25 protein-coding genes are annotated in these 22,010 nt (G+C 31.7%); 13 read left to right on the plus strand and 12 right to left on the minus strand.

What is annotated here, in order from left to right:
* From EZH24_RS00005 to EZH24_RS00055, 11 genes are all read right to left on the minus strand, one after another.
* Nucleotides 1-366: ankyrin repeat domain-containing protein (locus EZH24_RS00005; RefSeq protein WP_137997084.1), on the minus strand; the 366-nt coding region annotated here is incomplete at its 3' end.
* A 278-nt stretch (nucleotides 367-644) separates the two neighbouring features.
* Nucleotides 645-1,331, minus strand: a complete 687-nt coding sequence (locus EZH24_RS00010) for a flagellar filament outer layer protein FlaA (RefSeq protein WP_137997085.1) — start codon at nucleotides 1,329-1,331, stop codon at nucleotides 645-647.
* A gap of 28 nt (nucleotides 1,332-1,359) precedes the next feature.
* On the minus strand, nucleotides 1,360-2,064 hold the full coding sequence (locus EZH24_RS00015) for a flagellar filament outer layer protein FlaA (protein ID WP_170310812.1): 705 nt from the start codon (nucleotides 2,062-2,064) through the stop codon (nucleotides 1,360-1,362).
* A gap of 245 nt (nucleotides 2,065-2,309) precedes the next feature.
* Nucleotides 2,310-2,972, minus strand: a complete 663-nt coding sequence (locus EZH24_RS00020) for a phosphatase PAP2 family protein (RefSeq protein ID WP_137997087.1) — start codon at nucleotides 2,970-2,972, stop codon at nucleotides 2,310-2,312.
* Between the two features lie 102 nt (nucleotides 2,973-3,074).
* Nucleotides 3,075-3,512, minus strand: a complete 438-nt coding sequence (locus EZH24_RS00025) for a PepSY-like domain-containing protein (RefSeq protein WP_137997088.1) — start codon at nucleotides 3,510-3,512, stop codon at nucleotides 3,075-3,077.
* A gap of 221 nt (nucleotides 3,513-3,733) precedes the next feature.
* Nucleotides 3,734-4,165: a PepSY-like domain-containing protein gene (locus tag EZH24_RS00030; RefSeq protein ID WP_137997089.1), complete on the minus strand. Its 432-nt coding sequence runs from the start codon at nucleotides 4,163-4,165 to the stop codon at nucleotides 3,734-3,736.
* Between the two features lie 79 nt (nucleotides 4,166-4,244).
* Nucleotides 4,245-5,087 carry a DNA-binding protein gene (locus tag EZH24_RS00035; protein ID WP_137997090.1) on the minus strand — a complete coding sequence of 281 codons (843 nt, stop codon included), beginning with the start codon at nucleotides 5,085-5,087 and terminating at the stop codon, nucleotides 4,245-4,247.
* Between the two features lie 13 nt (nucleotides 5,088-5,100).
* The gene (gene pncB, locus EZH24_RS00040) at nucleotides 5,101-6,300 is read right to left on the minus strand and encodes a nicotinate phosphoribosyltransferase (protein WP_137997091.1); all 1,200 of its coding nucleotides are present in this window, start codon (nucleotides 6,298-6,300) and stop codon (nucleotides 5,101-5,103) included.
* Between the two features lie 12 nt (nucleotides 6,301-6,312).
* On the minus strand, nucleotides 6,313-6,531 hold the full coding sequence (locus tag EZH24_RS00045) for an AtpZ/AtpI family protein (protein WP_137997092.1): 219 nt from the start codon (nucleotides 6,529-6,531) through the stop codon (nucleotides 6,313-6,315).
* Nucleotides 6,532-6,563: 32 nt separating this feature from the next.
* Nucleotides 6,564-7,475 carry a M23 family metallopeptidase gene (locus tag EZH24_RS00050; protein ID WP_137997093.1) on the minus strand — a complete coding sequence of 304 codons (912 nt, stop codon included), beginning with the start codon at nucleotides 7,473-7,475 and terminating at the stop codon, nucleotides 6,564-6,566.
* Nucleotides 7,476-7,513: 38 nt separating this feature from the next.
* On the minus strand, nucleotides 7,514-8,440 hold the full coding sequence (locus tag EZH24_RS00055) for an N-acetylmuramoyl-L-alanine amidase family protein (protein WP_137997094.1): 927 nt from the start codon (nucleotides 8,438-8,440) through the stop codon (nucleotides 7,514-7,516).
* A gap of 168 nt (nucleotides 8,441-8,608) precedes the next feature.
* Here EZH24_RS00055 and EZH24_RS00060 point away from each other — a divergent pair, with 168 nt between their 5' ends.
* The 13 genes from EZH24_RS00060 (at nucleotide 8,609) to ilvD (ending at nucleotide 21,212) form a co-directional block, all read left to right on the plus strand.
* A complete protein-coding gene (locus EZH24_RS00060; RefSeq protein ID WP_137997095.1) occupies nucleotides 8,609-9,301 on the plus strand; it encodes a FadR/GntR family transcriptional regulator in 693 nt (230 codons plus the stop codon).
* Nucleotides 9,302-9,536: 235 nt separating this feature from the next.
* Nucleotides 9,537-10,166, plus strand: a complete 630-nt coding sequence (locus EZH24_RS00065) for a bifunctional 4-hydroxy-2-oxoglutarate aldolase/2-dehydro-3-deoxy-phosphogluconate aldolase (RefSeq protein ID WP_137997096.1) — start codon at nucleotides 9,537-9,539, stop codon at nucleotides 10,164-10,166.
* Between the two features lies 1 nt (nucleotide 10,167).
* The gene (locus EZH24_RS00070) at nucleotides 10,168-11,190 is read left to right on the plus strand and encodes a sugar kinase (protein ID WP_137997097.1); all 1,023 of its coding nucleotides are present in this window, start codon (nucleotides 10,168-10,170) and stop codon (nucleotides 11,188-11,190) included.
* Between the two features lie 29 nt (nucleotides 11,191-11,219).
* Complete coding sequence (dgoD, locus tag EZH24_RS00075; protein ID WP_137997098.1) at nucleotides 11,220-12,377, plus strand: galactonate dehydratase; 1,158 nt, start codon at nucleotides 11,220-11,222, stop codon at nucleotides 12,375-12,377.
* A gap of 43 nt (nucleotides 12,378-12,420) precedes the next feature.
* Entirely contained in the window at nucleotides 12,421-12,717 is a 297-nt protein-coding gene (locus tag EZH24_RS00080) for a hypothetical protein (RefSeq protein ID WP_137997099.1), read from the plus strand.
* The gene (locus EZH24_RS00085; protein WP_137997100.1) at nucleotides 12,629-13,870 is read left to right on the plus strand and encodes a sodium:solute symporter family protein; all 1,242 of its coding nucleotides are present in this window, start codon (nucleotides 12,629-12,631) and stop codon (nucleotides 13,868-13,870) included. Before EZH24_RS00080 ends, EZH24_RS00085 begins: the two co-directional genes overlap by 89 nt.
* A gap of 42 nt (nucleotides 13,871-13,912) precedes the next feature.
* Nucleotides 13,913-14,905 (plus strand): NAD(P)-dependent oxidoreductase, encoded by a 993-nt coding sequence (locus tag EZH24_RS00090; protein ID WP_137997101.1) that lies wholly within the window; start codon nucleotides 13,913-13,915, stop codon nucleotides 14,903-14,905.
* Between the two features lie 88 nt (nucleotides 14,906-14,993).
* Nucleotides 14,994-15,977: a TRAP transporter substrate-binding protein gene (locus EZH24_RS00095; RefSeq protein WP_137997102.1), complete on the plus strand. Its 984-nt coding sequence runs from the start codon at nucleotides 14,994-14,996 to the stop codon at nucleotides 15,975-15,977.
* Between the two features lie 65 nt (nucleotides 15,978-16,042).
* Nucleotides 16,043-16,528, plus strand: coding sequence for a TRAP transporter small permease (locus EZH24_RS00100; RefSeq protein WP_137997103.1), 486 nt, complete (start codon nucleotides 16,043-16,045; stop codon nucleotides 16,526-16,528).
* 17 nt (nucleotides 16,529-16,545) lie between these two features.
* Entirely contained in the window at nucleotides 16,546-17,817 is a 1,272-nt protein-coding gene (locus tag EZH24_RS00105; protein ID WP_137997104.1) for a TRAP transporter large permease, read from the plus strand.
* Nucleotides 17,818-17,852: 35 nt separating this feature from the next.
* Entirely contained in the window at nucleotides 17,853-18,614 is a 762-nt protein-coding gene (locus EZH24_RS00110; RefSeq protein ID WP_137997105.1) for an SDR family oxidoreductase, read from the plus strand.
* A gap of 24 nt (nucleotides 18,615-18,638) precedes the next feature.
* A complete protein-coding gene (locus EZH24_RS00115; RefSeq protein ID WP_137997106.1) occupies nucleotides 18,639-19,433 on the plus strand; it encodes a 5-deoxy-glucuronate isomerase in 795 nt (264 codons plus the stop codon).
* A 36-nt stretch (nucleotides 19,434-19,469) separates the two neighbouring features.
* Entirely contained in the window at nucleotides 19,470-21,212 is a 1,743-nt protein-coding gene (ilvD, locus tag EZH24_RS00120; protein WP_201798544.1) for a dihydroxy-acid dehydratase, read from the plus strand.
* 143 nt (nucleotides 21,213-21,355) lie between these two features.
* On the opposite strand, the gene EZH24_RS00125 is transcribed toward ilvD, so the two are convergent.
* Nucleotides 21,356-22,010 (minus strand): MetQ/NlpA family ABC transporter substrate-binding protein (locus EZH24_RS00125; RefSeq protein ID WP_137997107.1); only part of this gene is annotated, 655 nt, incomplete at its 5' end.

The raw sequence follows: 22,010 nt of genomic DNA on the forward strand, positions 1-22,010 counted from the left end.
GCGAGTAATAAAGGAGTCTCTCGCGAGTAATAAAGGAGTCTCTCCATCCGCATACCATTTTTTACCGCTATTTTCAAGTATTGTATCTTTTGGCAAAACGGGATTAATATTTATCCTTCTATGCGAAAGTAATTCTTTAACTATTTCTATTTTATTGGCTTGCACCGCTTTATGCAATGCGCTCCAATTAGAATTATCCGTTATATTAACATCGATTCCCGCTCTTATCATTCCTCGAACTTTATTAATATCGCCATTTTCTATTGATAAAAAAAATTCCGATGTATTATTATTTTGAGAATATAAGTTGAATGAAATTAGAAATAGAATAATTAAAATTCTTTTTATCTTTTTTGCCCTTTCCATAAACAACTTTCCTAATCTTTATTTTTATTATTTCTATTATTAACTATTCTGCTTATAATTGCGTATATGCAAAGAAGTATAAAACCAGCTATTAGCAATATATTTATAAGAGAAAGTTTCATTTTTATCTCCGAATGTTTTTAATTCATAAATTATAATATATCATAATTAAATTAATTTCAATTTTACAATTTTATAAATATTTATTTAAAATAAAAAATTGGGAAATAAAAATAATTTACTTCCCAATTCAAAATCTGCTTATTTATTTTTGATTTTTACCAAGTATCAAGCGGGTCGTCTTCTTCTCTGTAAGTTTCCAAATACATATCGGTTTTAGCCACTAAATTATCAAAATAGACATAGTATTTGCCGTAAGAATCTCGAGGGTCAACTTTAATGAATATACCCATAAAGCTGATTCCTTGTTCTGTTTGTCCTCTAAAATCTTCTTGTTTAACATTAGCGGGAACTTGAACCGTTACATTTTTCCAACCCATAAAGTTAAGAGAAACATTACCTATGGATTGAGGTTTTCCGTTTATATCGTAAATATAGAAGCTCATACTATTATTATGATTTCTTCCCGCAACCCAAACGCTTATCTCTTTGGTATAACCCGGTATTTTTACGGGTCTTGGAGGCGTAACGGAGAACCAAGGATAACCAGTTTTGAAATACTCAACTTTAACTCCAAGTATATATCTGTTTTCTTCCTCTCCTTCCGCAACCACATCTGCAGGTCCGCCTTCTCTACGAATAATATTTACTAATCCGTAATCTCGAGGCATAGCTCCTTGCCAAGTATTCGCAAACTCGAAATTATCTATAATAAAATTCGTAATAGATTCGGTAACAAAATTATTACCGCCTTCTTCTTCAGTTTGTTCAGCTGCATCTTGAGCAAATAACAAGAATGCAACGGTTAAAATTAACATTGTTATTAATATACTTAATCTTTTCATCTTTTATTTTCTCCTTTACATTAACTTATTATTGCTCTTCCGTATTTTCTTCTTCGCCTTCATCTTCGCCGACTACTCTAGCGCCGCCTTCCGTATATTGTTCCGAAGAACTTCCGCCAACTTCTTGTCCAAGAGTAGTTTCGATATCCGAACCGTCATAAGCTTCTCTAAATGTGTCGGTAACCGTTTGGAAATAATCCAACAATACCACAAAATTATCCGCTCTTTCTTCAGGCGAAGCCCAGAAACGGAAATTCAAGAATCTCAAACCTTTAGCTCTCGGAACATAAGGTTCTTCTTGAGGAATGAAAGACGGAACAGCCGTGCTTAAATTCTTCCAGCCGATATACTTCAAAGAACCTAAAGGCAAAGTATAGGTATAGCCGTTATAATCAGCGAATAGCATTTCTATCGTATAATTATAATTTCCTCCCCACACCCATACATCGAAAGTTTGAGCTTTACCAGGTATAATCTTTTGAACGGTAGGAACTAAATCAAAAAAGTTATAAGACCTTCTGAAAAACGAAACGCTTACCGATAACGAATTCGTGGAATTATACCCCTGATTACCCATACCGAACGGTTTTGTCGCAAATAATCTCATATTCGGATATTTCATTACGACACCGTTTTCATTTGTTCTTTCGCCCGTAAATAAGAATCTACTTGCATTCGATATTGGCTGCCATTCGTCCAATGTTTCAAAGTTGTAGAGCAATCTCGTTTCCATATAGATACTCGGACTTTGTCCATAAACAATAAACGAACTTATGCTTATGAATAAACAAGCGATTACGAGGCAGCGAGAATTTTCTCGCATACTTCTATAAAATTTCATAGCGCACTCTCCTTATATATTTATAGCTAATCAATTATATACAATAACTTGAAATAATTATATTATAATAATAAAAATTGTCAACTATAAAATATAAATTATTATAATAAAATTTTGTATAAAAATTTATAATTTAATTATATATGACCCATTATGGGCAATCCTATCATATAAAAGAAAATAATATTTGTCAATACTCCTATAATAGTCCCAAATACTATTCCGCAAACCACATCCAAAGGATAATGAAGTCCTACATAAACTCTGCTAAAAGCTATTAAAGAAGCTATAGTATAAAATAAAATCGCAGAACCCAAACCGTAACTTCCGACAGAAAACGAAAGCGCAAAACCGACCATAGTATGTCCAGAAGGAAAAGAATGTTTATCGGGAGGATACATTATGGGAATTTTATCATGCTTTTTATAAGGACGCATTCTGCTGAAAAAATTTTTTATATACAAAAAAACGAATATACAAATAAAAGCGGCGGTAATCGCTCTTGCAAAATATAAAATGGCGTATTTTATTCTAAACATATAAATTGAAAAATATAAAAAAGCCCAAACATATCCGTCTCCGAGTCTGCTCATAAGTTTCATAAAATTTTTGAAATAACCTTTTCTATTGTCTTTAAAAATTTTTAAAAATAATTTATCGTCTATTTGACTCATAATTTTAACGACTTTTAAATTATTGATATAATTCATTCTTTTGTCTCTTCTCTTTCTTTTAAGAAGTTTTTTTAATCTTTTTTTTCTTCGCTTTTTATTTTCAATATTATATTCGTTATATTCCATAATAATAAATTGCATTAATTTTATTTAATTGAATTTAATTAAAAGGTTAACATTAAAAAAAAATAAATCAACCGTTTTTTAAAAAAACGAAAATCATAAAAATTAATTTATGTTTCTTTTATTTACGATTAACCCATAACCGCTTATTTCAATCTCGGTTTGATTATTTAGAATGATGAAAAAATTTTTATCTCTTCTTTCGATATAATTTATTTTTGAATTTGGATATTCTTTGTCTATAGTATTAACCATATTTTTATGAATGCAGCTTCTTGGAATAGTGGAATTCGTCTCGTTTGCTCTAACGCTTTTCCATAATCCCGTTTCATAAAATATAAAATTGAATCCCGATTTTATTCTTACTTCGTATCCTTCGCCATTTTTGTATAAACTCACGGTTTCAATAGAATCTCCTGGAAAATTTATATTTATAAAATTCTTCGCTCTCAACGGCAGAGAATTTTCCGTTATATTTTGCGAATAAACTATTTGCAAACAGATTAAAAAATTGGCTAAAATAAAAATTAATACTTTTTTCATTAAATAAATCCTTTAAAATAAATATTATAAAAAATAAAAATTCAAATCTATTATTAATATTCGTATTTTATGAGAGTTATTTTATTATTTTTTAGTTAGTAAGTTGCGTATTAAAATTTATAAATTGTAAACCAAATCCAGCGGGAACGAGCTAACAGCGTGGCAATCCGCACATAATATATAATACTTCGCAATGACAATGCGTTATTTTTATAAAAAATTTAATCGTCCATTTTTTGTCCGATAAGTTGTCCGCTACTTGATATAAATAATTCCGTCATATTATTTAATTTTATTTTGTAATTGCCAAATTCTTTTTCCACATCCGTAATTAACGCTTGAGGATAAGAATTTTTTACGGTGTTTTGAACGGCATTAGGCAAAACGGTTGGCGGAATTGGAGTATAATCGCTGTCTATACTTTCCCATTCGCCGTTGGGCAAAAATTTTATTTCGATGCCGTTATTTAATTTCGCTTTGAATTTTCCATCGTCTCCTTCCACTTTGAATATTTGAGCGTTTGGAAAAGTATTTTGTATAAAACTTCGAGCCGATTGAGGTAAAGCCGAAACTGGAACTACCATATCCGCAAACAAAACCGAAGCGAATAATAAAGCGATTGATAAGATAAATATTTTTCTTAATTTTATCATTTTATAATCTCCTTGATTTTAATTTTTTATTTCATTATATATAAAAACAAGTATTTTGGCAATATATAAATTGTTTTTATTAATTAAAATCATAATACAAACTATATCTATCAACCAAATATTTCTCCCCATAAAATACCAAAGCTATATAATATTTTTCACCGCTTTTGAAATCGGTTGATAATTTATTTTTCGTTTTCTTAATATAATTATAATCTTTATCGAATAAAATTATATCGATATCTTTTTTGTATTCTAAAATAATATTTATCGAAGCGTCTATATCGGTTTTATTTTCTATCGAATAAAAATCTATATCTATTATATTTTCGTTTTTCAAATAAGGTTTAATATTTTCGTCTATGGAAATTTTTGCGTTATAATTTTTAAAAAAATAGCCGTAAATAATTTGTTTCGGATAATCAATCGTATTTGCGTTTTGAAAATTATCGTTAATTTCCGTTTCGGTTTTATATAAATATTCGTTTTTGAAATTGAAACTTATATTATAATTAAATTCGTTTTTTGATTCTTCAGAAACCAATTTAAAAAAGAATTTACCCTCTCTTAAAATCAAATCTTTCATTTCAATTTTGCCGTTATAATTTAAAATATCTTTTGAGTCTATTTTGAATAAAGTTTTTTCCGCATTTTCGTCCAATATTTCCAAATTTATATTATTACGACTTTCGGCTTTTATAGAAAAATCCATTATAAATCCGTTAGTGGGGCTTATATTATAATAATCAATATCTTCAGAGCTTAATTTCGCTTTTATTAAAATATCTGAATCTACAAATTGAGCGTATTCGGGATTGTCGTTCGGTTCTATTTCTTTTCTTTCGATTGTATTATTTTTATTGCATGAAAAAATTATTAATAAGAATATAATCGTTTTTTTAAATCGTTTTTTAAAATGCATAAATATTTTCTTTTTATTCTTGAGAGACTATTTTTAAATAATGCAAAAATTCTTTATCTTCGCATATAGTTTTACCTTCATCGTCCGACAATTTTGCGACTGGTTTTCCATTAACGCTTTGAAGTTTCATTACTATATTAAGAGGTTTCGCTATAGGTTTAAAATCGTTCATAATAAAAGTGCCTATCCCGAAAGTCACATTAGTTTGATTTTTAAATTCTTTATATATTTTATATGCCTTATCAAAATCCAAACTGTCGCTGAATAGTAAAGTTTTCGTCATCGGATTTATTCTTAATTTTTTATAATGATTTATGACTTTATAACCCCATTCTATAGGATTTCCAGAATCATGCCTTATTCCATCGTAGAGTTTTGCAAAATATAAATCGAAATCTTTTAAGAATTTATCCGTTCCCAAAGTGTCCGACAAAGCTATTCCCAAATCTCCCCTATATTCATTAACCCAAGATTGAAGCATGAATTTCTGGCTTTCGGCAAGTCGCACTTTATCCAAAGCCTGCCCGACTTGATAATATTCATGGGCGTTCGTTCCAACGGCAAGTATATCGTATTTTTTTGCAAAATAAACATTGCTTGTGCCGACAAAACATGACGGCGGAATTTTTTTCTTCAAAATATTTATAACTTTATCCTGCCATTTGAAAGAAAATCTTCTTCTCGTGCCGAACTCGGAAAATTTAAATCCGTTATTTTCTTTATGCATTGGAATTAGTTTATTCTCAATTTTTTCAAGCAAATTTTTTTCGCCCTGTTTATAAACCGAATCTTTTTTATTTTTTTTTATTACCGAATAATGATAATATATTTCGCTTATCATAGACAAAACGGGAATTTCCCATAATATCGTTTGATACCAAGGTCCTTCGATTTCAACGGTAAGTTTATTATTGTCGAATAACGCTTTTATATGCTCTTCCAAAGGCTTATATAACTTTAGGAATTCTATATAATCTCTTTTTATGAATCGTAAAGAAGCCAAATAATCGAGTTCTTCTTTATTAAAATGAATATTGCAAAAATTTTTTATCTGTTTCAAAAATTCCTCATGCATTTCGTAAGTCCAATTCAAAATATTTCTGCTTTTGAAAACATAGCGAACCCATACATTTGAAAATTGCCTTAAAGCGCATTGTTGCATAGTAAATTTATATAAATCTGTATCGAGTAAACTAATTATTATAGGTTTCATAATAAAAATCCTTCAATTTTTATCATTCTTACTTATGATTTTTGAGATTTTATAAAGTCTGTAAATTCCCGAAATGAATCCGAAAAATATTCCGACTATAAGAAATAACGGAGCGCTTCCCAATTTTTTATCGACATAATAACCTACCAAACCGAGTCCCAATATCATACTTGCAAATTCAATTCCGAGCGATGCGTATTTTATGCCGTTTTTTAAATCTTTATTATCCATAATTTTTTATTCTTAAATATTTGTTAATTTATTTAATTAAACGAAGTAAAAATTAGAGGATTCGCGTTTTCCGTAGCGAGCGTTAGTTCGTATTCCAATATTCCTGTTTTTGCGCTTCCTATAATCTCTCCTTTTTTCAAATCTTTATTTTCCGAAACTAAAGAGGTGGCAAGTCCTCTATAAGTCGTTATTATTCCGAGTCTATGATAAATCACTATAGTAAAACCTTCGTTATTGTTGTAAGTTATGCTGTGAACCGTCCCCGCCGCCGTGCTTCTTACCAAAGTTCCCGCTATAGTTTCAAATCCTACTCCTTTTGATGTTAGAGAATTTTTTTGATAAGGTATAGAAATAACGGCGTATCGAGAATCTATTGGCAAAATCGAAGGAATGGATTCCAAACCGTTGTTTTTTGAATTTACATTGGCTTTCAATTCGTCCAAATAATTTTTTACTCTTTCAAATTCTTCCGCTCTTGCGTTTATAATAGCCGCTTTATCTATAAATTCCATATTTGTATAATCCGTATAATCGCCGTAATTTCCGCTTTCTTTTGCATCTCTCGTTAATCTAATCATATTCGTTCTATAATCGTAATTCGTAACGAAAGAATTGAATAAATCTTCGAAATAATCTACCTCGTCAAGTCTATTGCTATAACTTCCTTCTAATGTTTCCACTTTATTTGCAATGACCGTATTTTTTGTTAAATAAGAAAAAGCCGCGAGTAATGCGGCGCAGATAATAACGGAAAGTATAATAATCGAAAATATGGATAAAGATACGGTTATAGTTTTCTTTTTTGAATGAGGAACGAACATAAAATATAATCTTTTTGAGAGAATATTTTTTAACCCTTCCAATCTTTCGGAAAACTTCGATTTTTCTTCGTTCGTATATTTGCGATTTCTTTTTTTCTTTTTGTTTTTATAAGTCTTATACATATTGATTATTTTAACTATAATATTAAATTTTATCAATATCAATTAATATATATGTTCGTCAAGGCTTCGTATATTTTAGTCGAAATTTCTTTTAAAGCCTTGTTCCCGCCGAGCCTCCAATCATGAATAAATCCAGCTTCTACCATAACGGACGGCACATCTTTAGAAAATGTATTTTTATTATATATAAACTCGAATTCGTCTCCCAATACGATTAAACCTCTGATTGCAATTCCTTCTTTTAATAAACCGTTTCTATCGTAAAAATTCCAAACCGTTTCTGGAATATATCTGTCGTAAGCTATCGTAGGAGAGATTTTATAATTTTCTTGCATCTTTTCCGATATCTTTCTTGCCACTTGCATCGAAGCGTTAAACTCTCCGTTATAAGGACTTACGATTACATGAAAGCCTTCCGTTTTCGCTCTTCTGCTTATATAAGGCATATAATCGAAATGCAAACTTAAAAGCAAATCAAAATTATTGTCTATGGCGTAATTTCTAATCGCGTATAATTCGAGTATTTGGTATCTCGCCATATTCGTATCTCTGTAAGTATTTTCCGCTTTAGCTCCGTATATTCCTAAAAGTTTTCCGTAATTATTCGTCATATATTCTTTTATCGGTCTTGAATAATAATCTCCCTCTCTGCTTAAAAGATATTCAAATCTGTTGTCTTCGTCAAGTATAGCGGTTAATTGTTTGGCAAGTCTTAAAGTCATATAATATTCGTATCCAAGCCATCCAACGCTTCCTTTAGTTATCACATTATGCCCAGGGTCTATCAATATTTTAACTTTACTACTTTTAGGCTTAATATTCGTTCTAATCAAATTATTATAAATTGAGCTATCGTTTTCTATTTTTATATTATCGTTAGCGGCTACTATCAAAGACACAAACGCTACTATTATCAAGACAATAATAATGGCTGAAAATATGATAAAATAATTTCTATTTTTCATGATTATTTTAATATTCGGATTTTTTAAAATTTATATAATATTTTTGTTTACATTAATCATTCAATCAATAGATTTTATAGATTAAATAATTTTATTTGCTATAAACTTCAAAGTATATTAAACTATAACAGGTTTCGTTTTTAATATTAAAATTATCAAGGTATATGTATGAATGATTGCGATTTTAAGTCCAGAGTAGATTTTGTTTCAGACGAAATATTAGAAATGATTATAGACGGCGGATTTCAAGTTGGCGATAAATTGCCTAACGAACTTGAGATTGCCAAAGATTTAAATGTAGGAAGAAGCACCGTAAGAGAGGCTATAAAAAAACTCGAAAGTCAAAATATTTTAGTTATAAAGCAAGGAGCTGGAACTTTTATATCGGATAAAAAAGGACTTATGGATGACCCTATGGGGTTTAGATTTTTTAGAGATAAAAATAAGCTTGTGAGAGATATTATAGAAGTGAGAATGATGATAGAGCCTACTATAGCGGAAATGGCGGCGTTAAATTCGGATAGAGAGGATATAGAACAAATAAAATATTTTTGCAAAAAAGTAGAAGAAGATATACTAAAAAATAGAAGCCATACTAAAAACGATATATTATTTCATACCGCTATCGCTAAAAGCAGCAAAAATAAAGTAATTTCTAATTTAATACCAATAATTAATAAATCGATAGAAATGTCTATAGATATTACCGATAACAAACTTGTTTCTACAACTATAGAATGCCATAAAGAAATACTTGAAGCTATATCGGAACATAATCCAATAGCCGCTAAAGACGCTATGACATTGCATATAATTTATAATCGCAAATATATAAGCGAAAAATTATCAAAAATAGAGTAGATTTTTAAAAGAATTTTAATCCATTTATTATATTGTTGATTATAAAATTATGATAAAATTCAAATTTCAATGAAAAATTTATATAGTTATCAAGTTTTTAATAAAAAATTTTAAAACATAAGACAATTTTTTATCAAAAATGCTTGACATTTATATTTTTATGTATTATACTATAAAATAGATATGATGATTTTTAATAAATCGTCCGATGTTTAATTTATTGATAGAGGTTTTTATGTTTGATAAATATGTGTCTACTCCTATAATACCTGTCGCAGTAGTCGAGACAGAAGAGGAAATAAGAAAAATAGCGGACTTTTCTTCAGAGTATTTGCCATCCATAGAGCTTACTATGAGAACGGAATACGCTTATAAGGCTCTTGAAATATTATCTAAAGATTATTCTAATTTAGCGGTTGCAGCGGCTACGGTTATATCTCCAGAACAAGCCGATAGAATATTAGACTTGGGAATAAATCTTATAATAAGCCCAGGTTTTCAGCCTATAATGTTGGAACATGCAAAAAATAAAGGATATAATTATATACCAGGAGTAGCTACTCCGTCAGAATTGGAACAATGTCTATATAGCGGTTATAAATATTTAAAATTTTTTCATGCTGGAGTTTTTGGCGGTATAGAATGGCTTAAAGGAGTCGGAACGGTTTATTCTCATACTGGAGTTAAATTTATGCCTTTGGGCGGAGTTAGTATTGATAATGTTTTAGAATATTTGAAACTTCCAAATGTATTTGCATGCGGCGGTTCATGGTTATGTCCAAGAAATTTGCTTTCGGATAAAAACTGGAAAGAGATAAAGAAAAGATTTGAAACGGCATCTAATTTAATTAAGGAGTTAAAATAATATGTCTTATATTGTAGGTTTAGGCGAGCTTATGTTAAGATTATCTTCGTTAGATAGCGAAAGGCTTTTGCAAAGCGCTATGCTAAACGCCACTTTTGGAGGAGTGGAAGCCAATGTATGCGTATCGGCTGCAAGGTTTGGATTAAATGCGAGATATGTAACGGCTTTTCCAGATAACGCTTTGGGCAGAAAGGCTGAAGAGCTTTTATTAGGGCAAAAAGTGGACACTTCATGCATAGTATGGAAAGGAAAAAGATTAGGGCTTTATTTTTTAGATATGGGATATGACCATCGTCCTTCTTCCGTTACTTACGATAGAGAATATTCTGCAATTAGCGAAATAAGTCATGCAGATTTTGATTGGGATAAAATATTTTACGATGCCGAATATTTTCATATAACGGGAGTGACTCCTGGAATAAGCGAAAGCGCAAGAGAATTGACTATATACGCCGTGAAAGAAGCTAAAAAAAGAAATGTAAAAGTTTCTTGCGATATTAATTATAGAAAAAAACTTTGGAAATACGGAAAGAATATATGGGATGTTATGCCAGAAATAGTGGAACAATCAGACATACTTTTTGCAAACGAATACGATGCCGTTAAAATACTTGGTATAAAAAGCGATTTGGATGTGGATGGCGTTATTAATGATGAAGAATATACCGATTTAATGGAAAGAACCATAAAAAAATATAATTTAAGTTCGGTAATAACTACTAAAAGAGAAGTGAAAAGTTCAAGCTATAATATTTTTAGCTCTAAAGCTATAATGAACGGAAAATTATATAAATCAAAAAAATATGACATTAACAATATAGTAGATAGAGTAGGTTCTGGAGACGCTTTTGTAGGAGGAATATTAAGCGGTTTATATTTATTTGATAATCCGCAGGATATATTGGAATTTGCTACCGCTTCTTCATGCATTAAACATACTATTTATGGAGATTGGAATATAACTTCAAAAGAAGAAGTTATTAGCCTTATGAATAGCAAGGGTTCGGGAGATGTCAGCAGATAATTTTATATTTTATAATAGGCGAGATTTTTATGAAACAAATAATAGATAGATATGAAATTTTTAAAGTTAATCCAAGATGGGTATTTTTAAAAGTTATAACTAAAGACGGCATAATAGGTTTTGGCGAGCCTGTTATAGAAGGAAGGGCGGATTCTGTTATAGCTTGCGTAAAAGAGCTTATGGATAATTATTTAATTGGAAAAAACGCATTGGATATAAACGACCATTGGAATGTGTTATACAGAGGAGGTTTCTATAGAGGCGGTCCAATATTAATGTCTGCTTTATCTGGAATTGACCAAGCTTTATGGGATATTAAAGGTGAATTTTTGAATGTTCCCGTTTACGAACTTTTAGGCGGAAAATGTAGAGACAGCATAAGAGCTTATTCATGGGTTGGAGGAGACAGACCTTCCGATACAGGAAATATGGCGTTGGATAGAAAAAATAAAGGTTTTTCAGCGGTAAAAATGAATGCAACGGAAGAATTACAGTATATAGATTCTTATGACAAAATTGATAAAGTTCTTGAGAGAGTCGCTTCAATTAGAGAAAAATGCGGAAAAAATTTCGGAATAGGAATAGATTTTCACGGCAGAGTTCATAAACCTATGGCAAAAGTGTTGGCAAAAAAATTAGAAGAATTTAACCCCATGTTTATCGAAGAGCCTGTTTTATGCGAAAATTATGAGTCGTTTAAAGAAATAGCGAATATAACTTCCATTCCAATAGCTACGGGAGAAAGATTATTTTCAAGATGGGATTTTAAGAAGATATTTCATCAGGGAGCGGTGTCTATTATACAACCTGACGCTTCCCATTCTGGCGGAATAACGGAAACTGTAAAAATAGCTTCTATGGCGGAAACTTACGATATAGCTTTGGCTTTGCATTGTCCTTTGGGACCTGTCGCTTTGGCTTCATGTTTACAAATAGACGCCGTTTCATATAATGCCGTTATACAGGAGCAAAGCATAGGCATACATTATAATAAAGGATGCGATGTTTTGGATTATATAAAAAACAAAGAAATTTTTAATTTTAAAGACGGTTATTTGGATATTCCTAATAAATCTGGTTTAGGAGTAGAAATAGACGAAGAAAAATTGAAAGAAGAAAGCAAAAAGGTTTTGGATTGGAAAAATCCAATATGGAGACATAAAGATAATTCTTTTGCCGAATGGTAAAAAGTTATACATAAAAAATTTTATAAAAAATAGGAGAATAAATATGTCAGGCGTTAATATGATTATAGGATTGTTAGTATATGTGGTTATACTAATGTTTTTCGGATGGTATATACCAAGAAAACAATCGGGAGGAGCGGATTTTTTACTTGGAGGAAGAAATGTTCCTTTCGTATTAGTTTTAGGCACTGCCCTTGCGACATTAGTTGGAACTGGTTCTACTATGGGAGCTGTAGGAAGCGCTTATAACAATGGATGGGGGGGGGGTGCTTGTCGGAATAGGCAGCGCTTTAGGATTTTTTATATTGACTTTCGTTTTTGTAAGCGCAAGAGAATATAAATTTGTAACCGAAACGGAAGAGCTTGCTTATTATTACAATAATAATAAAGGGTTAAAAATTATTGTATCTATAATGCTTACTTTAGGTTCAATTGGATGGTTGGGAGCGCATCTTCTTGGCGGAAGTTCTTATTTGGCTCATATAACGGGCTTAAATATAAATCTTTGCATGATAATTATGGCTTTTTGTTTCGCCGTATATATTTTATTAGGCGGATATTTAGCCGTAGTTGTAACGGATACAATTCAGGCTTTTATACTTTTCATTGGATTTTTTGCTATGGCTTTTTATTCTTACTACAAAGTTGGAGGAATGGAAGCGATTGAAAAAGTAATGGACACAGGAGCGTTAAGTTTTTTAGGCATAGGAAAATTAGGACTTTTGCCTGCCATTTCAACAGTTTTAGCTATTGGGACTAGTCCATTATCCGTTCCGTCATATAGGCAAAGAATTTACTCGGCTAAAGATACTTCCACCGCCAAAAGGGCTTTTTTAGTAACTTCGATTGCCATTATTATATTTTCCGTCTTTCCAGCAATGGTTGGTATGTCCGCTCATGTTTTAAATCCAGATATAGAAAATGTTAATTTTGTATTTCCTTTTATGGCAACTTCTGCGTTTCATCCTTATATAGGGCTTGCGATATTAATATGCGGTATGTCGGCGTCAATTTCTTCTGGCGATTCGGACGCTATGACGGGAACTACAATTTTGGTAAACGATGTTTATCAATTAATTATGGGAAAAGCCATTCCTGCAAATAAAGTAGTTTTATTTTCAAAAATAACGGCTTGCTCGGTAATATTCGTTTCGCTTTTATTTATATGGTTTGCAAACGATATTTTGGGCTATATTCAAACTATGATTTCAATGCTTTTGGCGGGAGTAACCGTAGCTGGAGTTTTTGGAAGATTTTGGAAAAGAGCCACTTGGCAAGGAGCTATAGCGGGAATAATTATGGCAACCGTTGTATCTTTTATAGTATCTTCAAATAAGCAATGGAATTCTTTCTTTGGAGGTCCAATTATTCCAGCTTTAATAATATCTTCTTTAAGTTTGGTTATAGTTTCGTTAATTACTCCTAAACCAAATAGAAGTAGAGAGGAAGTATTAAAAGAAATAGTTAGCAATAGAGAAGGTATGGGATTATAAAATTATAATAAGTTAATAGTAATTTAATTAAGGAGAATATCGATGAAAGTTATAGCTTACGCGGTTAGAGATGATGAAATTCCTTTGTTCGATAAATGGGGAAAACATTACGATATAGAAACGACTATTGTGCAAGAAAATTTGAGAGAAGACAATATAAAAATGGCGTCTAATTTCGATAGCATAATTTTTCTTGCAGAAGATACAATGAATAAAAATGTATTGGATAAAATAAAATCTATGAATATTGATTATATTGTTAGTCGTTCGGTAGGAGTGGATAATGTCGATTTTGCTCATGCAAATAAATTAGGCATAAAAGTGGCAAATATTCCAGGATATTCTCCGAATTCCGTAAGCGAATACGCCTTGCTTTCTACTCTCGCGTTATTAAGAAAATATAATTTATATATAAAGAGAGTTCAAATGCAAGATTTTAGAATAAAAGGGCTTATAGCTAAAGAAATTAGAAATCAAGTAGTCGGCATAGTTGGAGCTGGGCGCATAGGTTCTCTTACTGTTAAACATTTTTCAGGATTTTTTCCTAAAAAAATACTTATTTTTGATAATTTTCAAAATGACGAATTAAAGAAGTATGCAGAATATGTTTCAATGGATGAAATATATAAAGAATGCGATATTATAGTTTATCATGTTCCGTTGATTGAAGAGACAAAATATTTGATACGCAAAGAAAATATAGATAAAATGAAAAATGGAGTTTTCATAATAAATGTTAGCAGAGGTAAAGTTATGAATACCGCCGATGTTATAGACGCTTTAAAATCTGGCAAAATAGGAGGAGCCGCCATAGATGTATATGAAAACGAGCTTCCATATTTTAGATTTGATAAAAGGGAAACTTTTATAGAAGACGATATGTTAAGAGAGCTTTTGAGTATTCCTAACGCTATAGTCACTCCGCATGCGGCATTTTATACGGACGAAGCGGCGTCAAATATGGTGTCTGTGTCTCTTAAAAATGCAAGAGAGTTTTACGACACGGGCAATTGCTCAAATATTATTAAAGTATAAATAGAATGCGGTTATTTATAAATTTATTTTTATAATTAATAAAAATAAATTTAATTAAATAAAAAATAAAAAATTAAAGGAGAAAATCATGAAACACATGAAACAAAAGAGAAGCTACATCCTATTATTTGTATTGGTTTTATTAATAGGATGTAAAGAGAATTCCGACCAAGTTATTCGTTTTAAGATGGGGCTTGTCGACCCAGAAAACAGTAATTACGGTATGGGAGCAAAGAGGATATCTCAAGAGGTATCAAACGCCACTTCTGGAAAAATTATTATAGATGTTTTTGGAAGCGGACAGTTAGGCAATGAAAGAGATATGTATGAAGGCGCTCAACTTGGAACTGTAGATATAGCTACGATTGCAAATCCAGTTTTAACTTCATTCATTCCCGAAATGGCTATTTTAGACCAGCCGTTCTTATTTGAAACGGAAGAGCAAGCTCACAATGTTATTGACGGAGAGCTTGGAGAATTAATAAAGCAAAAGGCTTTGGAGCAAGGAATACATATCGTGGGATGGATGGAATCTGGTTTTAGAAATTGCTTTTCTATTCGTCCAATTAAAAATTTATCAGATTTTAAAAATTTGAAAATAAGGACAATGGAAAACGCTACGCAAATAGCGGTATTTGAATCCTTCGGAGCTATTCCAACTCCGATGCCCGCCACAGAACAATATACGGCTTTACAGCAGCGAACAATAGATGCTGGCGAGAACGCAATTGCAAATGTTTTAGCGAATAAATATTACGAGGTGGTTAAAAATATAACTTTAACTCGCCATCAATTTGTTTTTATAGCTATTGGATTATCGGATAAAGCATGGAATAGAATTCCAGATGAATTGAAGCCCGTTTTCGTGGAATCCGTAAAAGAAGGAGCGAATTACCAAAGAGCTTTATTATCCGAAGCAAATGCAGAGGCTGAAGTAGAGCTTAAGGAAATTGGCGTTACTTTTTATAATATAGATAGAAACGAATTAAAAAATTCGGCAAGTCAGAAAATGGTATCCTTTACTAATAGAATACCAAAAGATTGGATAGATGCCTCTAAAATATTAAATTAGGCTTTATGTTTTTTGTAATGCAGCCTATTAAAGTAGGCTGCATCAATTGAATTAGGAATTAATTTATGAAGAAAATTTATAATTTTTTAAATAGAATAGAATATTTTATTTTGATAATAACATTTACTATAATGATATTATCAACTTTTGCCCAAGTTATTAATCGAAATTTCATCGGTTTAAGTATTTCATGGTTTGAAGAATTAGCAAGATATTCGATGGTGTATATGGCTTTGCTTGCAACGGAAATTGGATTGAGAGACGGCAGCCAAATTTCTATTACTCTATTAACGGATATAGCAAAAGGTTTTTTAAAAAAATTATTACTAATTATTGTAAAAGTTATTATTATAGTTTTTTCAGCGGTTATTTTTATAACTTCTTTCCAAATTCAAAGAGTTCAAATTATGGCAAATCAAACATCGGCAGGACTTCGTATACCTATGGTGATACCGTATTTTGCATTAACTCTTAATTTTGGAATAATAGTAATAACGCAGAGTTTACAGCTAATTATGATAATATTTTCTAAAAATAGAGAAATAAAATAAGAATTTAAGGAGAAAAAATGTCTGGTTTAATTTTATTTGGTTCTTTAGCCGTATTATTGGCTATTGGAGTTCCTATAGCTATTTCATTAGGAGGCGCGACTTTAATAACGGTAATATTTCTACAAGTTCCGCTTTCTGTTCTTGGGCAAAGAATTTTTACAGGTTTAGATTCTATTTCCATTATGGCTATTCCGTTTTTTGTATTAGCTGGAAACCTTATGACTAAAGGAGGTATTTCAAGGAGATTAGTTAATTTGTCAAATAGTATTATTGGCAATTTTAGAGGTGGTATGGGATACGCGATGGTTTTAGCTTGCGCTTTTTTTGCGGCTTTATCGGGTTCAGCGCCAGCTACCGTTATAGCTATAGGTTCTATGTTATACCCAGAAATGGTTAAACTTGGATACCCTAAAGCTAGAGCTGCTGGTTTATTGGTAGTATCTGGTGGATTAGGACCTATAATTCCTCCAAGCATAATTATGGTTGTATATTGCACAATAACAAATAGCTCGGTTGGAGATATATTTAAAGCTGGCATAGTGGCGGGTATTTTAATTACAATAATAGTGATGGCTATAGGATTCTATATATCGCATAAGGAGAAATGGCCTATAAACGAAAATAAAATTTCATTGAAAGATTTTTTGATTTCTTTACTTAAAGCTATTCCCGCTATAATGCTGCCTGTTATAATATTAGGAGGCATTTATTCTGGATTATTAACTCCGACAGAATCTGCAAGCGTAGCTGTAGTTTATTCTTTTATTGTCGGAGTATTTGTATATAGAGAGATAAAAATAAACGATTTATTAGAAATATTGTTAAATTCAGCTAAAAGTAGCGCCATGTTATTATTTATAATAGCCACTTCTACGGCATTTTCATGGATTTTTACTTTCTCTGGTATATCGGGACATTTAGTATCTACGATAATTTCATTAAATCTATCGCCAATTTTATTTTGTTTAATAATAGCTATAATATTATTAATATTCGGGACATTTTTAGAAGGGATTGCCACTTGCGTATTATTAGTGCCTGTTTTATGGCCAATAGCTCAGAGTCTGGGCATAAATTCCATACATTTTGGCATGATAGTCGCTCTATCCAATGTAATTGGAACAATGACGCCTCCAGTAGCCGTGAATATATTTGCCGCGGTAAGCGTAACAAATTTAAACATAGGAGAAATAGCCAAAGGAGAAATTCCGTTTTTTATAGGGTATAATATAATATTTTTCTTATTTGTTATTTTTCCTTGGTTTAGCACTTTTTTATTAGGTAATTAAGTTTTTAAAACTAAAAACAAAAGGAGATATAAATTATGGAAGATTTGTTTAATATAGAAGGTAAAAAAGCTATAGTAACGGGAGCTTCTAAAGGATTAGGGTATGCAATGTCAGAAATATTAATGCAATGCGGATGCGAAGTTGTATTAATTGGTTCTTCTGATAAGATTTATGCATCCTACGAAAATTTTAAGAAACTTGGATATAAATGTTACGCAATAAAAGCGGACTTGATTAAAAGAGAAGAAAATTATAGAGCTTTTGAGGAAAGTATGAAATGCCTTAATAACGATATAGATATACTTGTGACAGCCGCTGGAATACAAAGAAGGCATAGCGCCGAAGATTTTCCAATTTCAGAATGGGATGATGTTATTAATATTAATCTTAATTCTGTTTTTATTTTTTGTCAGCTTGCAGGAAAAATAATGCTAAAAAAAGGAAAAGGTAAAATAATAAATGTGGCTTCTATGTTATCTTTTTTTGGAGGGCAAACCGTTCCAGCCTATAGCGCATCAAAGGGTGGCGTAGCGCAACTTACAAAAGCTTTAAGCAATGACTGGTTAGGAAGAGGAGTTAATGTTAATGCTATAGCGCCTGGTTATATGAATACAGATATGAATGAAAATCTTATTAAAAATCCAGAAAGATTAAAACAAATATCCGATAGAATACCCGCGGGTAGATGGGGAACTCCAGATGATATGAAAGGCATCACAATATTTTTATCATCTGATGCATCGGATTACATAAGCGGCGCTATAATCCCCGTTGATGGCGGATATTTGGTTAAATAATTATTTTTTAAAAGGAGAATTAAAATGAATAAAGATAGTAAAATTATTATGGAAAAATGGAGTATAATGTCTCCAAATGGCTACGGATTACATAAATGCATTGCGCCAGAAACCCATGACTGTAACGTAGTAAATATATTAAGATTAAATATAAAAAAAGGAGATACTTTTAAACTTAAATCTAATGAATTAGAAATGAATGCCGTCTTAATAAAAGGGCATGCCAAAGTTTCTAATAGAGATTTAAATGAGGAGATGGATAAATTAGATGCATTTTACATTCCTGGCAATTCGGATATATTAATAGAAAGTATGGAAGATACTATTTTTTATATCGGAGCTGCAATTTGCGAAGGATATGGAAAAACTTTTTTTAGAAAGTTTAATAAATATTTGGAATTAGGAAATATACATCAAATACATGGAAAAGGCGCTGGGCAAAGAGAAGTATTTTTTACTCTAAATCCAGAAGTTCCATCATCCAGATTACTATGCGGACTTACTTGGGGACAAGATGGTGGATGGACTAGTTGGCCTCCGCATCAGCATGAAAATGACCTTGAAGAAGTATATTGCTATTTCGATATGGATTATCCAAAATTTGGAATGCATTTAAGTTATTTAAATTCGGGAGAATTTAACGAAATAGTATCGCATGTAGTTCAAAGCGGTTCTATGGTTTTGGCTCCGAAAGGCTATCATCCTACTGTGGCATCGCCTGGAACTATAAATACTTATTTTTGGGTTTTAGCCGCTCATTCGCATAAGAGCAGAAGATATGATTTAGCCATAGCTGACCCTAAAATTATTATAGATTAAATATTAGTTTAATATTACTAATAAGGAAAATTTAAAATGAAAAGAAATATTAAAGATATGCCAAGTCAAAAGGTAAGAGAATTATCTCCAGAAATAGACCCTTTAAAAATAGGCATGGGTTGGACAGTTCAAGATTTAGATAAAATTCATGTTTTTATAGAAACCACATACGGGCATAGTCATCCTGGCAGCGCTCATTTGCTGCCTATAGCGCAAGAAGCGTATAAAGAAATTGAAAATAATAACGCCAAAGGGAATTTATTTTTCACTACGGATATTTGCGATGGACAGGCTCAAGGGCATGACGGTATGAATTATTCGCTTCCTTCAAGAGAATTTATTTGCAATATGATAGAATGTCAGTTTAACGCTACCGCTTTTGATAGCGCAATATTTATATGTTCATGCGATAAAGGAGTTCCCGCCCATTTGAAAGCTATAGCAAGATTAAACGCTCCTTCTATAGTTATAACGGGAGGAGTTATGCAAGCGGGACCGAATTTACTAACGCTGGAACAAGTTGGAACATATTCCGCAAAATATCAAAGAAACGAAATAACCAAAGAAGAGTTTTTAAAAGCTAAATATAACGCTTGTCCGAGTTGCGGAGCATGTTCTTTTATGGGAACGGCTGGAACGATGCAGGTTATGGTAGAAGCTTTAGGGTTAAGTTTGCCTGGCAGCGCTATGATGGCTGTGGAAATGGAAGATTTAAAGAATGTAGCAAGGATAGTCGCTAAAGAATCCATAAGACTCGCATATGACAATATAAAACCTTCCGATATACTTACTCATAAAGCTTTTGAAAACGCTATTATGATTCATTCTGCAATAGGCGGTTCTACTAACGCTTTGCTTCACATTCCAGCTATAGCAAACGAACTTGATTTAAATATAGATATAGATTTATTTAGTAAGATTCATAAGGAAATTAATTTTATAACAAATATAAGACCGAGCGGATTTTATCCAGGTTCTTACTTCCATAAAGCTGGCGGAGTTCCCGCGGTTATGAGAGAGCTTAAAAAATTCCTACATCTCGATGTTATGACGGTTACTGGCAAAACTCTTGGAGAAAATTTAGAAGATTTGGAAAAAAGCGATTATTTTAAAAAATCTGACGAAGAATTAAGAAAAATTAATATTAAAAGAGAAGATATAATAAAACCTTATAAAAATCCTATAAAACAAGGAGGAGCGATAGCCATACTTAAAGGGAATATAGCTCCAGAAGGCGCGGTTATAAAACATTCGGCTTTACCTAAAGAAATGAGAAATGTAGTATTAAAAGCCGTAACTTTTGACAGAGAAGAAGACGCTATGAAAGCGGTAATAAGCAAAGTAATAAAACCAGGCGATGCCGTTATAATAAGATACGAAGGTCCAAAAGGTTCATGTATGCCCGAAATGTTCTATACAATGGAGGCAATATCTTCGGACGAGTCTTTAAGTTCAACGGTGGCTCTAATTACGGACGGACGCTTTTCTGGAGCTAATCGAGGTCCAGCAATAGGACATGTATCGCCAGAAGCAGCGGCTGGAGGACCGATAGCGTTAATTGAAAATGAAGATTTAATCCACATAAATGTAGACGAATATTCTATTAATATTATTGGAGTAAAAAACGAAAGGAAATCTAAAGAAGAAATAGATAGTATTTTAAACGAAAGAAGAAATAAATTAAAACCTTTCATACCTAAATTTAAAAAAGGAGCTTTAGCGGTTTATTCCTCTTTAGCTAATGGGGCTATGAAAGGAGCTTATATGGAAATTAGATAAATTCTATGATATGAGCGTAAATTTTGATTTGAATACGGCTTTTGAAGTTGCAACGGCTATATTTAAATTATAAAAACTTATAATAAAAGGAGCTTTATTATAATATAAAGCTCCTTAAAATATTATTTTTTATTTCAAAAATTTTATTTCCAAGTAGGCAAATAAGAACCTTTGAAATTATTGGCGTAAACTTCTTCGACAATATCCGATTGATAAGCCTCGATAACTTTTTTATATAGCTCGTTGTCTTTATCTTTCGTTCTTGCAGCTATCAAATTAACGAACGATTTTCCGCTATAAATTGCGGGGTCGTCTTTAAATATATAATCCGTTCCAGGATTCAAACCGAAATCAATAGCGTAATTTCCGTTTATAACGGCGCATGCCACATCGGGAAGTAAGCTGTATATTCCGCCAGCTTCAACTTCTACTATCCCCAAATTTAAAGGATTTTCTATTATGTCGGACACGCTCGGAGTATCTCCAGCTTCTGGACGAACTTTTATCAATCCCGCAGCTTGCAATACTTTTAACGCTCTTCCTCCGTTTGAAGGGTCGTTTGGAATCGCCACTTTATCTCCGCTTTTAACCTCGCTTACATTTGAGATTTTTTGAGAGTAGATATTCATTGCCGATATATAAGTGTCGGCTATTGCGACTAAATCGTAGCCTTTGTTTGACACTTCATCGTTGAAATAGGCATAATGCTGAAAGGCGTTCAAATCAATCTCTCCGTCATTTAAAGCCTGATTCGGAATCGTATAATCGGAGAAAGTATATAATTCTACAGTTATACCT

The sequence above is a fragment of the Brachyspira catarrhinii genome, assembly GCF_005518285.1.
In the GTDB taxonomy this organism is placed as follows: Bacteria; Spirochaetota; Brachyspiria; order Brachyspirales; family Brachyspiraceae; genus Brachyspira; species Brachyspira catarrhinii.